General features: G+C 45.7%; 9 protein-coding genes and 3 pseudogenes. 3 read left to right on the top strand and 9 right to left on the bottom strand.

Annotation, left to right across the window (positions count from 1 at the left end):
• Positions 1 to 380: 380 nt before the first annotated feature.
• The 6 genes and pseudogenes from AB4114_RS15175 to AB4114_RS15150 all read right to left on the bottom strand — a co-directional run bounded on the left by AB4114_RS15175 (position 381) and on the right by AB4114_RS15150 (position 10255).
• Entirely contained in the window at positions 381 to 3497 is a 3117-nt protein-coding gene (locus AB4114_RS15175) for a glycoside hydrolase family 2 TIM barrel-domain containing protein (protein WP_441989179.1), read from the bottom strand.
• Positions 3498 to 3541: 44 nt separating this feature from the next.
• Entirely contained in the window at positions 3542 to 5293 is a 1752-nt protein-coding gene (locus AB4114_RS15170; RefSeq protein ID WP_441989178.1) for a sensor histidine kinase, read from the bottom strand.
• A gap of 228 nt (positions 5294 to 5521) precedes the next feature.
• Positions 5522 to 7012, bottom strand: a complete 1491-nt coding sequence (glpK, locus tag AB4114_RS15165; RefSeq protein WP_441989177.1) for a glycerol kinase GlpK — start codon at positions 7010 to 7012, stop codon at positions 5522 to 5524.
• Between the two features lie 5 nt (positions 7013 to 7017).
• Positions 7018 to 7959, bottom strand: coding sequence for a transketolase family protein (locus AB4114_RS15160; protein WP_441989176.1), 942 nt, complete (start codon positions 7957 to 7959; stop codon positions 7018 to 7020).
• A pseudogene (locus AB4114_RS15155) lies at positions 7960 to 8814 on the bottom strand (transketolase); the annotation flags it as partial.
• Between the two features lie 7 nt (positions 8815 to 8821).
• Positions 8822 to 10255, bottom strand: a complete 1434-nt coding sequence (locus AB4114_RS15150; RefSeq protein WP_441989175.1) for an L-fucose/L-arabinose isomerase family protein — start codon at positions 10253 to 10255, stop codon at positions 8822 to 8824.
• A 272-nt stretch (positions 10256 to 10527) separates the two neighbouring features.
• Here AB4114_RS15150 and AB4114_RS15145 point away from each other — a divergent pair, with 272 nt between their 5' ends.
• From AB4114_RS15145 to AB4114_RS15135, 3 genes are read left to right on the top strand one after another with little or no spacing between them, the layout of a single operon-like run.
• Positions 10528 to 11577 (top strand): LacI family DNA-binding transcriptional regulator, encoded by a 1050-nt coding sequence (locus tag AB4114_RS15145; protein WP_441989174.1) that lies wholly within the window; start codon positions 10528 to 10530, stop codon positions 11575 to 11577.
• 14 nt (positions 11578 to 11591) lie between these two features.
• Positions 11592 to 12710, top strand: a complete 1119-nt coding sequence (locus AB4114_RS15140) for a fatty acid desaturase family protein (RefSeq protein ID WP_441989173.1) — start codon at positions 11592 to 11594, stop codon at positions 12708 to 12710.
• The gene (locus tag AB4114_RS15135) at positions 12701 to 13021 is read left to right on the top strand and encodes a MocE family 2Fe-2S type ferredoxin (RefSeq protein WP_441989172.1); all 321 of its coding nucleotides are present in this window, start codon (positions 12701 to 12703) and stop codon (positions 13019 to 13021) included. Before AB4114_RS15140 ends, AB4114_RS15135 begins: the two co-directional genes overlap by 10 nt.
• 167 nt (positions 13022 to 13188) lie before the next feature.
• Here AB4114_RS15135 and AB4114_RS15130 read toward each other — a convergent pair.
• The 3 genes and pseudogenes from AB4114_RS15130 to AB4114_RS15120 form a co-directional block, all read right to left on the bottom strand.
• Positions 13189 to 13472 (bottom strand): annotated as a pseudogene (locus AB4114_RS15130) (SDR family oxidoreductase); the annotation flags it as partial.
• A gap of 42 nt (positions 13473 to 13514) precedes the next feature.
• Positions 13515 to 14684: an MFS transporter gene (locus AB4114_RS15125; RefSeq protein WP_441989171.1), complete on the bottom strand. Its 1170-nt coding sequence runs from the start codon at positions 14682 to 14684 to the stop codon at positions 13515 to 13517.
• 358 nt (positions 14685 to 15042) lie between these two features.
• Positions 15043 to 15942: pseudogene (locus AB4114_RS15120) on the bottom strand (adenine deaminase C-terminal domain-containing protein); the annotation flags it as partial.
• Positions 15943 to 15986: the final 44 nt, after the last annotated feature.

Here is a 15986-nt window from a genome sequence, read left to right as displayed (position 1 = left end):
AAACTTATATTCCAGCGATCATTTTTAAGGTTTTTGTAAGCGTAATCAAATTCCGCATTTTCTAAATTTGGAAAGTGAATATTTTTAATATCATTTCTTAATATTCTGAATTAGAACGTTATCAAAAAATGTGCGCGCGAAACAAGCCGACCGTTTACAACCCGGTCATGCTCGTCAAGGCCTTTGTTAGACGTACTCCCCGCACCCTATCCCCTTCCGTAAATAGCGCCAATAATTATCATATTCATATTATCTATCACACAACTGCCATCACTTATTGTTGGTAAAATATAATGCTTCCGCCAACTCAGCAGATCATTGCTTGTAATGCCGTTTGATAGCCAATGCCATCATAACCGACATACATCATGTAAAATTGGTCATTGTGCCTCATCGCTTGAGAAAGGCTTCATTCGAACCGTAAATTCCGTCGATTCAGGGGCCACCAGATAAGACGGCAACGTTGGGGCATAGCCGCAGCTATGATTGCCAATACCCGATTGTCTCCAATCGGCATTGATTTCCACTTCGCCCTGATGGATTAGATCAGAATGATGCCTGGCTTCGCTCAAAGCCCGGGTTGAATATCGGCTTACACCAACTTGCCCGAGCGGTATCCCCGCTCCCGCAATGAGCAGCCCAACGCCGTCTACATCCGCGACAGCAGCCCAACGCACGTCCGCCTTACTTCCACTCTCTTGCGGCTTAATATAGGGCACGAATTGCTCATCGACCGTTCCTTTGTACACGCCAAGCTTCCCGCTGTCTTTGCGATCAGCGTAACATTCGTGCGGGCCACGGCCGAACCATGAGAACCGATCGAATCGCTCCGGCATCACGAAGTGAATACCCACTCTTGGCAGAGGCGGCAGTCCTTCCTTCAAAGGTTCAAGCCGATTCTCCAGCTCCACTTCCCCGCTGACGTGAATCGTATATAGCTGCTCTACTTGGAATAATGGCCGGAAGCCTTTAACACTGAGCACGGAACGCGTCTTGATCTGAATGACAGTGTCGTCCTGTAGTGTCAATAACTCGACATTGCGAACGTAGGCTTCAAGCTCATTATAGCCTGCATCACGCCACTTCTTCGCTAGATGGACGTCATTATCAATCGGTGCCCGCCACAAATTGACGCGAGGTCCTTGCGCGATCAAAGATACACCTTTATAATCCCAAGCCGTTATTTCTCCTCTCAGCTTGTCGAACGTCAACGTGAAGACGTCGCCGTCAATGCGAATGATTCGATCGTACTCCACAGCGGACATTTCGGCCAACACCTCGGTGTCTGCGGTAGACTCCGAACAAGCCGAATTGTTCAGCGGCACGTCCGCCCAAGCCACCTCATGTCCTGCCTGCGCCCAATCCGTGGAATCGCGCAGGACGAAGCTGACATGCAGCCAATATTCACTGCGTCCATCTGTCGGGCGCGTGCAGAATGGAATCGTGACCAGCTCCTCTCCTCCTGCCGGAATATCCAGCGGTGCAAGCTCCCCTTCCTCTAGTAGGATGCCATCACAATACACGCGCCAATGGATGGCAAGGTGTTTCAGCGAAACAATATCATAACGATTGCCTATCTGTAAGACGCCTTGCTCCGGTTGCACCGGATGAACGGTGACCGGTTCGATCGCCTTCTTGAATTCGATTATGGCGGGCTTGGGGCTACGGTCAGGGAACAGCAATCCGTCGATGCAGAAGTTGCCGCTATGAGGCTTATCACCGAAATCGCCACCATAGGCGTATTGGAGGCTTCCGTCGCTCGCACGGTGGCGAATCGCGAGATCTGTCCACTCCCAAATCAAACCGCCACAAAGACGGGGATATCGGTAGACGGTATCCCAATATTCTTTCTGATTGCCAAGTGCGTTGCCCATCGCATGCCCGAATTCCACCATCAGATAAGGTCGTGTCTCCTCCTTCTCACCTTCCGCGATCAGCATGTCTACCGAAGGATACATGGAGGAGATGATGTCGACGATCGGTGCATCCTTAGCCCGTTCATAATGAATCGGACGCGTCGGATCCGCCTCTCTCGTCCATGCAGCCATGGCGTCGTGATTGTCACCATAGCCCGACTCATTCCCGAGGGACCAGACAATGACGGAAGGATGGTTCTTGTCTCGCTCAACTAGACGAACCATCCGATCTAGGAAAGCCTCCTTCCACTCAGGATCCTCAGCCAACCTGCTTTCGTAAGCTGTCTTTTCGTCAGGATTGTTGATCCAACGACTGATCTCTCCAAGAAATACACAACCGTGCGTCTCCAAATCCGCTTCATCAATGACGTACAGCCCATATTGATCGCACAGATCGAGCCAGCGCTCATCGTTCGGATAATGAGAGCAACGAACGGTATTAATGTTATGCTGCTTCATCAGCGTAATGTCGCGAACCATCGCCTCCATCGTCGTTACATGACCGAGATCTGGATCGAATTCGTTACGGTTCACTCCGCGAAAGATGACCGGCCTGTCGTTGACGAGCAGACGCCCCCCCTTCACTTTCACGTCCCTAAAGCCAACTGTATAGCGATGTGCTTCTGCCACTTTACCTTCTGCATCGATCAATGTCAGCAGGAGCGTATAGAGAGCAGGCTGCTCAGCCGACCACAGCTCAGGGTCGCTTACTGGAAACTCGGCATGGACGACGGCTTCTGCACGAGGACTAGTTGCAGCGACGGCAAGCGTTGCGCTTGCAAGTTCATCCGCTGGTCCGAGCAGAACCGCATGAAGGTCGCAAGACTCTCCCGATCGGTCAGATCGATTCATGAAGGTGACGGCAAGCTCCAACACACCTTGCCGGTACGTCTCGTCGAGGCGAGTCCGAATGCGAACGTCGAACATATGCACAATGGGGACGGATAGCAGATATACGTCCCTAAATATCCMGCTCAATCGCCATTTATCTTGATCCTCGAGATAGCTGCCGGTCGACCATTGATAGACRCGTACCGCTAGCTTGTTCTCCCCAGAGCGGACAAAAGGCGTAATATCAAATTCCATCCGATTATGGCTGCCTTGACCGAAGCCGACTTCCTCACCGTTCACCCACAAATGAAATGCCGCATCCACACCGTCAAACGCGAGAATGACAGATCTGTCGATCCAGCTGTCAGGGATAATAAACATCCGAGCATAGCAGCCCGTTGGATTCATCTTCGGAATGAACGGCGGGTCAACCGGAAACGGATACTTGCTGCTGCTGTATAAGGGTACTCCGTAGCCGTGTAGCTGCCAATTCGACGGAACTGGGAGTGTATCCCACGCCTCGCAGTTAAACGTTTGTTCATAAAACCGTTCCGGGGTATCAAACGGGTTCTCCGAGTAATGAAATTTCCAATCTCCATTCAGACATCGATAAAACGGGGAGGCAGTTCGACCGTCCACCAAAGCCGCTTGTGCATTTGCGAACGGGATAGAAGCCGCCCTCGGACGCTCTGCGTTTAGTTGCAATATGTTTAAATTTTCAAAATCAGGAATACTGGACATAATTTTCATAGGATTATTCCTCCTTGCCTAAAGGCGGGCTTATTTAGCAATCGTTATCCCTCCGCTATTGAAAGTTTCAAGGTAAATGTCGTACCTTCTCCTTCGCGACTTTCAATAAGCATGCGCGTTTGTCCGCCGTAGAACGTACGAATACGTTCGCTAACATTATATAACCCGTGGCCGGAATTCTCGTTCTGCAGCGCTTGTCGATCCAATTCGTTGCCAAGAACGCCTCGAATCAATTCCAGACGTTCCTCCGAGATGCCGGGCCCATTGTCAGAGATAATGATCAAGAGCACAGCGTGTTCTCGTCTAATGACGATATCGATCTCCCCGCACTTGCGAATGCACCCGACGCCGTGCTGGATGCAATTTTCCACGATAGGCTGCAAAATGAACCTCGGACAGCGAATGTCGTCGATATTCGTCAATATCTGAATGGAGAAGCGTAGTCGATCCAACATGCGCAGCTTATGCATATCCAAATAATGCTGCACATTATCGATTTCGTGCCTCAGCATTGTATCATTATCTCCGGAATTCAGCGTATATCGAAGCAGCCTGCCAAACGTATATGTCGCATTGACCACTTCCTGATCGTTATTGATCTCAGCCAGCATACGGATCGATTCAAGCGTATTGTAAAGAAAATGGGGCTTAATCTGAGCTTGCAACACAAGATAGTCCGCCTCCCTCTTCATGAGCTCGGCTTTATGAACGGTATTTAACAGTTCGTCAATGCGATGGACAAGTGAATTGTAAGATCGGGTCAGAAAGTCAATTTCATCATTAGATGTTCCAACAACGTAAAAGGTTAGCTTGTTTTCGTCCACATGTCGCATATGCTTTGCCAAACCAAGAATTCGGCTAACGAGAGAGGTAGCCGTCGCGTAATAGATCCCCGTCAGCACTGCCAATGAAACCAGTAACGAAAGTGCGAGAATGAACACCTTGATTCGGATGTCAACGAATACTTCATCCATCTGACTGAAGAAGTAGAACGTCATTGAAAGCTCAGGGATTGATAACGTGTTCACAATCATCCTCTGTTTGCGCAAATAGGCGTAGCCTTGATTGCTTCCTTCGGCCATAGCCAGCAAGTCTGCATTCTGTTCGTCGTACAGCCCTTCCCCCCCGCTCATGTAGACTGTATCACCGCCTTGCACAATCTGCACTTGCATGTTCTGATTGACATCGACCGCCTTGAGGAAATTTCGCAGCAATGAATCATTTGTTATAATCTCCAACACAGCAAGCGGCTTCGTATAGCTGTTATTATAAACACGTTGGTAGTAGCTCAAGTTCGGAAGCAGGGTGATATCGGATCCGCTGTGACGCTGCCAGACTCCTTTATCAACATTAACATTGCTTAGCAAGGCGAGCGGCTTCTTATCCAATTGGTTCAGGTCCTCAAGTTCACCGTTGACGGAGCGGACCTCGTTTAAAGTTTTATACAGTTTAATAGATGAAATCTCGTTATGGTGCGATTGCGCATAAACAAATAGCGGACGAATGTCTTTGAGATAATTGTATACAGATTGTAGCTCTGAAGTATTGTAGCCACTAAGATAATCGATCAACTGCTGATTGTTCATGAACAGAGAATGAATCGATTCCACCTGATTCAGACTCGACCGGAACCCTTCACCAGCTTGAATGACCAGCTTCTGCTTGCCTTCCGAATACTCTTTTGTGACATCCATATAGAACTGATTGTACAAGTATCCGCCGAACACAATAATCGGCAGAATCACGAGTAGCAGGTATCCAAGCGCCATTTTCTGTACGATCCTCAAATTCTTCATTTCAACGGCCTTCCTTTGCATCCAGCAACCTTGATTGAAGAGCTTCCATCCTAGTAAACTTGACGATGACGTACATATTTATGCGAAGCTATATCGCTCACTTTAATGAAGAAACCATTTTGAAAATGTTCACAACATCACCTCTGGCTCCTCTGTTCAAAAGAAGTGAAGTGATCGCCATGTTCAATTCCGAAATGGTCACATGAAATGCAGCATTACAATCTCATTCTATCTCAATACAGAAACTATAGCTCTGTTCCAACCTGCCCTATACACGTCCCGTACTTCCGCATCTATCAATGGCAAATAGATCTGATAATTCGATTTGATCGTCATTACTTCCTCCCAGGATGGCCAGAATCCGATGCCGACACCACCGATATACGCGGAACCCATAGGCGATAATTCAGCAACTTCTGTTTTAACGACTTTCTTGCCAAGCAGATTGGATTGGAATTGCATCAAGCCTACATTCTCAGATGCTCCACCATCGGCACGCAATTCTTGAAGCTCAACATGGGTTTCATTCTCTATCAGATTAACAGCATCATTGACCTGATAAGCTATACTTTCAAGAGCTGCCCGAATGATATGGGCTTTGGTTGTTCCTCGATTCATTCCAGTAATTGAAGCCCTCGCGTAAGAATCCCAATAGGGTGCTCCGAGTCCAACGAAGGCCGGCACGAAGTAAACGCCTTCACTATCAGGAGCTTCTTGCAGCAATTCCTCCATTTCCTCGAAAGTACGGAATAATCCAAGATTATCACGTACCCATGCCAAGCAATCACCAGAGGTGCGAATAACAGCTTCAACGGCATACGTTACTTTTCCTCCAATCCCCCAAGCGATTGCACTTACTAATCCGTTCCCAGCTTGAACCGGCTTATTACCCACATTCATTAACACGGACGTCCCCGTGCCATAGGTTGCTTTAGCCATCCCGATATTGAAACATTGATTTCCGAACAGGGCTGCTTGAGAGTCTCCAATGACACCCGTGATTGGTACACGATTTTCACCGAATATAGTTGGGTCTTCTGTGTATCCGAATATATCATCTGACGATTTAACTTCAGGAAGCAAGCTGCTTGGGATTTCGAAAAGGTTGCAGAGCTCTTCATCCCATTCTAATGTATGAATATTAAATAGTGATGTACGGCTTGCATTGGTGTAATCCGTTGCATGCACGTTACCTTTAGTCAACTTCCATATTAACCAGCTGTCCATGGTTCCAGCTCTAAGATGTCCGGCAGCCATCTTATCCTGGATGCCTTCCACATGCCCAAGAATCCATCGCCATTTTGCAGCCGAGAAATACGGATCCAGCATTAAGCCGGTTTTGGATCTTACCCTATCCTCCGCACCTGTCGCCTTGTAAGCAGCACACATATCTGCGGTCCGTTGGCACTGCCATACAATGGCATGATAGACCGGAAGACCAGTCATAAGGTCCCATATGACAGCTGTTTCTCTCTGATTTGTAATCGTCATGGCGGCAATAGCCTCATAAGCAATCCCAGCGGAGCGTACAGCTTCATGAGCTGAGTGTTTTACATTGTTATAAATCTCCATCGGATCCTGTTCAACCCAGCCAGGTCGTGGATAGAATGTTGTATGTGAAACCGTACTACGCGTTATTATGGCACCCTCACGATCAACGATAAGTGCCTTCGTTCCAGATGTACTTTGATCAATAGCCAACAAATATGATTTATTCATCAAACTTACTCCTGTTTACCAAGCATTTTTAATGCGATTTGCTTAAGATTACTTTTGCTTATTCCATAATACTCGAATACTTCCGTACTTTTGCCAGCAATCGCTGGTTCATCAGGAATACCGATAATACGCATGGGAACCGGGTGATTTTGAACAATGACTTCGGCTACAGCTGCACCTAGTCCACCAAGAACGCTGTGTTCTTCTACCGTGATAATATGTCCTGTTTCTTCGGCAGCTTGAATAATTGCTTGTTCATCCAGTGGTTTAATGGTGTGCATATTGATGACCCTGCATGACATGCCAACCTGCTTTAGCTCCTCATGCACATCAAGCGCTACTCGAACAGTTTCTCCAGTGGCAATTATTGTGATATCTGTTCCTTCTCGCATCCTTACGGACTTTCCGATAATAAATTCATATTCGTGAGATTCATACACATCTTCAACGGCATTCCGACCGATGCGAATATAAACACCGCCGTTATGCTTTACAAGTGCTTCAGTCATACGTTTTGTTTCATGCCGATCAGCAGGCAAAATAACCGATAATCCTGGAATTGCACGTGCAACCGCAATATCCTGTACAGAATGGTGAGACATTCCCAATGCGCCATAACTAACTCCACCGCTAATACCAACCAGCTTTACATTAGTTCCCGAATAGGCAACGTCCACTTTGATCTGCTCAATGCTTCTCATACTCAGAAAGCAAGCTGGTGAAGTCACGAAGGGCTTTTTACCACTGTGTGCCAGTCCTGCAGATATCCCAACGATATTTTGCTCTGCTATACCCACTTCAACGAATTGATCTGGGTATGCTTTAGCGAAAGGTGCCATCGCTGCTGATCCCCTTGAATCACTAGCAAGCACCATAATGTCACGATCATCTTTGGCAAGCTCGAGAAGTGTTTCACAAATCACTTGGCGGTTAGGAATCGTGTTCATTTAACGTACCTCCCCCTTTTGTTCAAGTATCTCTAAAGCTGCAGTTAGCTCGGCTAGTGCTCTCCCTAATTCTAACTCATTTGGTACATGATGATGCCAGTGGGGGACATTCTCTGCAAAAGAAACTCCCTTGCCTTTCACTGTATTCGCCATGACTAATGTTGGCTTACCGGCTACTGCTGGAGCTGCTGCAAATGTTTCAACCAAGGCTTTCATATCATTGCCATCGATTGAAATAACGTTCCACCCGAATGCTACCCATTTATCTTCAAGTGGGTCCAGCCCCATAACCTCTTCTGTTGACCCACTTATTTGCAACCGATTCCGGTCAATAATAGCAATTAAATTATCCAATTTATAATGAGCGCCTGCCATAGCTGCTTCCCAAACCGAGCCTTCTGCTTGCTCACCATCTCCCATAAGACAATAAGTCCGATAGAACGCACAATCACGTTTAGCAGCAAGCGCCATTCCTACAGCGACTGCCAAACCATGGCCAAGTGCCCCCGTATTCATCTCGATACCAGGCACTTTGTTATTGGGGTGACCAATAAGCTTTGTGCCGAATTGGCTGAATGTGGCGAGGTCTGCTTTTGGGAAAAAGCCTCGATCCGCAAGTATGGACCAAAGAGATTCTACGGAATGCCCTTTGCTCAAGATAAACCGATCCCTGTCTTCAGCTTTTGGATTCATAGGATCTATGTTCATAATCCGATAATATAAGGCAGTCAATATGTCTGTATTGCTAAGTGAGCCGCCGGTATGGCCTGTTTTGGCAGTCGCAATCATTTGAAGTAAATCCATTCGGATTTGTGTTGCTTTGGCTTGCAGCGCTTTGATTTCCATATTTACAACCTCCTCCTTACAAACCCTTGCCTCTTAGCCATGCTTGAATTTCACTTTCTGTTGGATCTACAGGATCCGGTGTCAGCCCAGGAATATATTGACATGCCTCATATAAGGATGGAATCACGTTCGCATGAATCCCAACAGAATGATGCACATAAGGTCCTTTGACTAATTTTTCTTCCCAAAGTGGCCAATCATTGACTTCTACCCATACATAGGAACCTCGCGTATATGGCCCTTGTATACCATGAGCACGCCCAAGAAACAGTTGATAATCGCCATGATCTCCATCGAACCTAGCCAGCGTCATACCGCCGCCTTTAATTTCTCCTTCATGTGTTCCAGGTGCATGATCATCGAACAAAAAGTGCTTGCGTAGTTTAGGTTTCTCTTCTACAGAAAGTGATACTGGGAAGTTACCACAATGGAAGAGCAATTCACCATTGGCATTCTCCGGATGCCGGACCGTCAAATCAGCGAAGAAAGTTGGAGCTTGATTCATAGCAGCAGCTTGCACCATGACCGATGTGATCGCACCATGTATGTCTGTTTCGCATGTTACCGGAATTTGTTCATCTGTCAGAATCGCATTGGCTAAGCAAGGCATGATACCCATAGCTTCTTGTAAAGAAGACCAACATTGAATGGCAATCGCTGTACTGCCTGTTTGCAAGGCATATTGTTTCATCGCGACTTTTAATGCCGCGATCCGCCTTACGTCCGCTTCCGTCACCTCCGTCCAATCCAGTTTGGCTTTAATGTAATCGATAGCTTGAGCTAATTCAGAGGAATTCCCGTTCTCAACACGCTTGGATGCTCGCTGAATATCTACGAGTGTAATCGGATAAAGCTCAATGCCAAACCGTTCCAACAACTCGCCTTCGTTGCACATCATTGTCCAGAACGAAGATGGCCTTGGACCAATTTGCAGAATGCGAAGTGCGCGGAACTGACGAACAACATTAGCCGCTGAAATAAAATTCGAAAACCCTCTTTCAAGCACAGGGTCGTTCACACGTGTATTCGTTACATAGGAAAACGGCACATTAAAACGTCTCAGAACCTTACCAGTAGCAAATAGACCACACTGTGTATCGCGAAGCCTCATCCCGTCTTCGAGGGGCGCCTCATCACGCGGGCCCCACAAGAGCACAGGTTTTCCTAGCGCTTTACCTACACGTGCAACGGTATCCTCTGTACCGAAGTTGCAATGCGGGAAGAAAACAGCATCAACCTTCTCCTGACGAAACCGCTCGATAATGAGGTCAGCGTTAATATTGTCGTCGTATAAAAGACCTTCAGAATTAATTCCCTCAAGATCCACGATGTCGATATCGAGCCCAAAGCTTTGGATTTTCTCCTTAATAAGTACTTTGTACTTAAAAGCGTCTTCTGCACTAAAGACAAAGCGTCTTGTAGGTGCGTAGCCAAGTTTTAACTTTTTCAAATTGTATGCCCCCAGTTAGTTTAGTCATAAGTTTAGTTCTATTCGATAAACAAAACTAAACAAATAATTTAATTATTTTAGTGAATACTCAATAAAATATGATGTAGAACAAATCTAACACGGCATTTTTAGCGCGTCAATCACATTTTTAGCTAACTTTAGTTTATTTTTATATAATCTTTAGTTAGATCGTTTCCCCCTATTGTACAAATGATCAATCTATTATAAACTAAACCTAACTAAACAACTTTAGCGAATGGGGATTAATTAATATGAAAATGGAAGATATCGCTAAACTAGCAGGCGTGTCCAAATCAGCTGTTTCGTTTGCTCTTAGTKGGAAACCTGGAATAAGCAATGAAACGCGAGAGCGCGTTCTTGAAATCGCTCGAGAAAACGGCTATGCACCCAAGCCGAGATTATCAACAAATGAAGGCTCCGTGAAATCCTTAACATTTTTGGTGTTTACGAATTCAGGGATCGTCCTCGAAGCGTACTACCAGCAACCTTTCTTTCGAGAATTGATTCATTTCATCGAAGAACGATGTCGGGCCAAAGGTTACTCTTTGCTTTTTTCAACAATCAATATGGCCAACTTCGAACAAGAAATTCGTACGTTTTCTGAGGATAATCAGAGTGATGGTGTCATTGTTCTTGGTACAAACCTAACCTCAGTTGATATATTGGAAATCGCAAATCGGCTAAGCCCTCGACTTGTCGTACTTGACAACTGTTTTGATACATTACCTGTTCATTTTGTCGGGATCAATAATAGGATGGGTGCTTATCAAGCGGGGGCTCACTTATGCAAATTGGGGCATCATGAAATCGGATATATAGCTTCAAATGTTCATATCCATAACTTCGAGGAGCGAAAAGAAGGTTTTCAAGAAGCACTTAAGGCATATGATAGACAGATCAATCCAGAACACTGCTTTTCTGTGGCACCGACAATGCTTTCATCACAGGATAATCTGAAAGCCCAAATCAAAACTTACTTGGAGACAGGTCGTAACCTGCCGACGGCTCTTTTTTGCGAATGTGATTATATCGCGATTAGTGCAATGAAAACATTAACCGAGCTTGGTATTCGGATACCAGAGGAAGTTTCCGTTATTGGATTTGATAACATTACAGAATCACAAATCATTTCACCTGAGTTAACAACGATCCATGTTGAGAAACAGCGAATGGCTCAATTAGCCGTAGATTTAGTTATTGAATCTATCGAAGTTGGGCTAGAAATAACATCCAAAATCAGGGTCGATACCCGGTTTGTTGAGCGACGTTCTTCGCACACAATGATGGCAACCACCTTATAGTGGAGGAGATTATCATGAGTATTCAGACAAGTTACCCTAGAGATTACCGTCTTACAGGACCAGAACGAGAACGCGCCATTGAAAAAGGACTATCTTCAGCAGAATGGTACAGCAGTCCCATCCCTCGCAAACGACTCAAGGAACTTATGCAGCGCCGAGATGGACCTGCGATTCGGGATACACTCATCTGGTTCGCTCTCCTGACTGGTATGGGAATATTAGCCTATCATTCGTGGGGCACCTGGTGGGCACTGCCTGCATTTTTCCTATATGGCATCCTCTACTCCTCTCCAGGTGATTCGCGGTGGCACGAATGTGGTCACGGAACAGCCTTCAAAACTTCATGGATGAATGAGCTTATCTATCAACTCGCATCCTTCATGGTGCTGCGTCCCGCTACGCCTTGGCGTTGGAGTCACACACGGCATCACACCGACACATATATTGTTGGTTTGGATCCAGAGATCGCTCAACCACGTCCACCTGTGTGGCGTATTATTGGCATGGAATTCCTTCATTTATACGGCGGACCCAAGGATATGAAGCGCATGTTCTTTCATTGCTTTGGCATTGTGGATGAGGAACAACGAACTTATTTACCACCATCTGAATTTCGTAAAACGTTCTGGGAAGCTCGGGTCTATGTCCTCATATTCTTAATTGTCATTGGACTTTGTATCTTCACTGGAAGTATTTTACCAGCTATGTTCATTGTCCTTCCTTCTTTTTACGGTGCTTCCTTAATGCTGACTTTCGGTCTCTTACAACACCTCGGTTTACATGAAGATGTTCTAGACCACCGCTTGAATTCGCGGACAATCTATATGAATCCCATTTTCAGATTTCTGTATTGGAATATGAATTACCATATTGAACACCACATGTTTCCTATGGTGCCTTATCATGCACTGCCTCTGCTGCACGAAGAACTCAAGGAAGACTTTCCTCAGCCGAATCGAAGTGTGTGGGAGGCAGTCAAGGAAGTAACGGATGCCTTGATTCGTCAAGGCAAAGATCCTGGGTATACAATCCAGCGTATTCTTCCAGCCTCAGCTCAGCCTTACAAGTATGGATCAGCGAAGTGTACTCCAACAGAGGCGGAAATTATCGGGAGGGAATTAACATGCAATTAAAAGGTTGGATTGAAGCATGCACAGTGAATGACATTGAGCAAGAGGATGTGATTCGGTTCGATTACGAGAACCGAACCTTTGCCATTTATCGCTCACAGGACAATGGCTATTATGCGACTGATGGCTTTTGCACACACGAGAAGGTGCATCTCGCTAATGGACTCGTCATTGGTCATTTGATTGAGTGTCCGAAGCACAATGGCCGATTCGACTATACGACGGGTCAGGCCAGTAGGAAGCCAGCCTGTGAGCAATTGACTACCTATCCCGTACAAGTGGTAACAGACAAGGTGTACATTCAAATCAATTAAATACGCTGCTGGCATAAGCTTGTATCAACAAAAGAAATGGATTGCCTTAAAATCAGCAATCCATTTCTTTATTTCTGTATGTTTCTTACAACAACCGCCCATCCCGAAACCTCACAACCCGCTTCGCCTGTTATTAAATGGTTACTAGCTGCCGCTCAGCGCCTCTCTTACCAATTGATCGCTTTTCCATCTCTGAAGAATCCTCCCTGGGGTCCCTCAGGTCCAATCGTCGCTAACCAAAGGATAGACTCCGCTGCTTGATTGGGCTTTCGAGGGGCTGCTGGACCCCCATATCCGTTCTTACCCATCCCGGACAGACTGCGTTGATTTTGATATCGCCCTGGACTTCTACGGCAACCAATCGAGTCAATCCATTAAGGGCAAGTTTGGACAACTTGTAGGCCCCCACTCCTCGCTCMGACATCTCGTTCATCATTCCGTACTCGGATGATTGCTTATGATAAGCCCTCCTTCAATTTCAAATAGCAAGCCCTTATCTAGAAAGTTGTTGAGTAGAGGTAAACATGTACCTTCTTAGCAAAATGGTTACTGAACTCAATACCAATGAAAGTAATCCCACCATTACGACGTATTGTATACCCATTCCTGAGATAAATAACCCGCCAACAGCCGTACCCAAGGTTGTCCCTAAATTTGCTGCTGTTAGAAACAAGCCATTAGCGAAATCAGGTGCTTCTGGTGCTGCAGACATCATTAAGTATTGATTGATATTCCCTCCAATACCCGCTACTATACCCCAGATTAATGTAATGATGGCCATCGGAATGCTAAACTTTCCAAAGAAGAACAACACAATGTAAACAGCCCCCAAAACAAAAGGAAAAGCGACAACAGATCTCATGGCACGATTCGTGAGCAATTTACCTGCGACCACATTTCCGATTATATTGGCTCCGCCGTACATGAACAACATGAAACTAATTGTATTCATAGACATATTTGACACTATTTTCAGATATTCAGCAAGATAACTATAAACGCCAAAAACGRATGAATTGAACAAAATGACGGTCACAATGGAGAGCCAAGTAATTGTTTTTCTTAATACAGACAATTGAGCCCCGTAAGAAAGTCTATCCTTCACAGGCATAGATGGTATAAATATCAACGTAGCTAGGAAAACCACAACATTTACAACAGCAAAGAAAACCATTGCCATTTGTAGAGAGGATGCACTAGCAATAAAACTTGCAATAGGTACACCGATTACCATGCCGGCCGATACGCCAATAAGAATTTTGGAAACTGCTCTTGGCGCTTCTTCCTCGTTTACCGAATCAGCTGCTACCGTGAACGCTAATGAACAATAGACAGGGTGAAAAAAGGCTGGTATGACACGAGCAATTAATGCGATTGAAAAACTTGACGCAAAAATGGATACTATATTTCCCGCTACGAAAACGCCAAGTACGAGTAACATGACTTTCTTTCGATTGATCCCCGAAAACAATAACGGCATCGTTGGCCCGGATACTGCAACAGCTATGGCAAAAAAACTCACCAACCATCCTGCCTTGGAAATACTTATATGATAGTGTTCCGCAATGGAAGGCAGTATTCCAATAACTCCCATTTCGGTATTTAAGATGCCGAAAACGCCTACTGTCAGAATAAAAATAAGCAAATGATTTCGTTTTTGCAAAATAACAGAACCTCTCTTTTAAAAATTGCCCTCAAAGGAACCCGTGTAGAAAGCCACTACCTTCCAGCATTAACTGATCGATCGAAAATATGCTTATTCCCTGCTTCAATTTGATTGTTTAATCAACTCACGTTTATTATTCTAAACGGAAACGAAATACTTGCAATAATCAACTCCTCACGATGTGTGGATTACTCAACAAACCATCAAAAACTGCCGATTATCTAAACACTCTTAGGGAAATGAAGATAACTGTATCAAGCTATACTAATTAAATAGCCACGTAGAAATTAAAAAAAGTGAATGTTCACAAAAGTGAACATTCACTACCGATTTTTATTTTTCTTGATCATTTGCTCTATTGAATAATAAGTGGGACTACCTTGCCCTGATTCACATCGATTAAACCGAAGTCCGTAATTTTCAAAGCCGGACTTACCGGTAGAGAGTGCGTACTGATGGACATGATGGGATTATAATGCTGATAGCCCAGCGATTCCATAGCTTTACGGAGCTGTTCAACTTCCATGGCTACCTGCTCCAGCGGCTCTTCCGTTAAGATGCCGCCAACTGGCAGCCTGAGGTTCGCGATCACTTTGCCGTCTTCCACAACGCTGAAACCACCTTGATTGTTAATCACTTCGTTAGCGGCAAGCTGCATATCGCCGGGATTGTGCCCGACAACGAGCAAGTTATGATTGTCGTGGGAGTACGTCGTCGCGATGGCTCCCCGCTTGATCGTATCGCCGCCAATCAATCCGTAGGCGCGATTGCCATTCTTCCCGTAGCGTTCGAACGTAGCAATGAGTGCGCTGCCGCTTTCCTGCCATAGCAGCTTCCCTTGCCGAACTTCAACCTGAGCTTGTTGTTCTTCTGTGAATGTAGAACCATCCTTCACCATCATCCTGCGGCACGTATAAACAGCGTCAGCTGCTTCTATACTGACAACAAAATCCGCTTCCTTTAAAGGCGCCATCTGCACGCTCTGATAATAATGCGCAGGGAAAGCCGGAGGCTTGATGATTGGTATATAAGCTTTGTCCACATCGTAAACTTCGCGTCCCGCCTTGAAAACCTTCTCAATCGTTAGCTGTTCTAGATTGGAAAGCAGCAGGAAATCGCCTATCTTGCCAGGGGCGATTACCCCGCGGTCATACATCCGCATCCGCTTGGCTGGAGAGAGTGTGCTGGCATAAATGGCCTGCTCGGGCTTCATACCCATGCCGATAGCTTTGCGCACAATATGATTCAAGTGCCCGCTCGGGGAATCGGCTGGACTTTATTTCAATAGTAAAGCGGGGA

The organism is Paenibacillus sp. 2RAB27 (assembly GCF_052115445.1).
Lineage (GTDB): Bacteria > Bacillota > Bacilli > Paenibacillales > NBRC-103111 > Paenibacillus_E.
The sequence above is the reverse complement of the archived record's forward strand: the minus strand, read 5'-3'. Positions and strand labels throughout refer to the sequence as shown.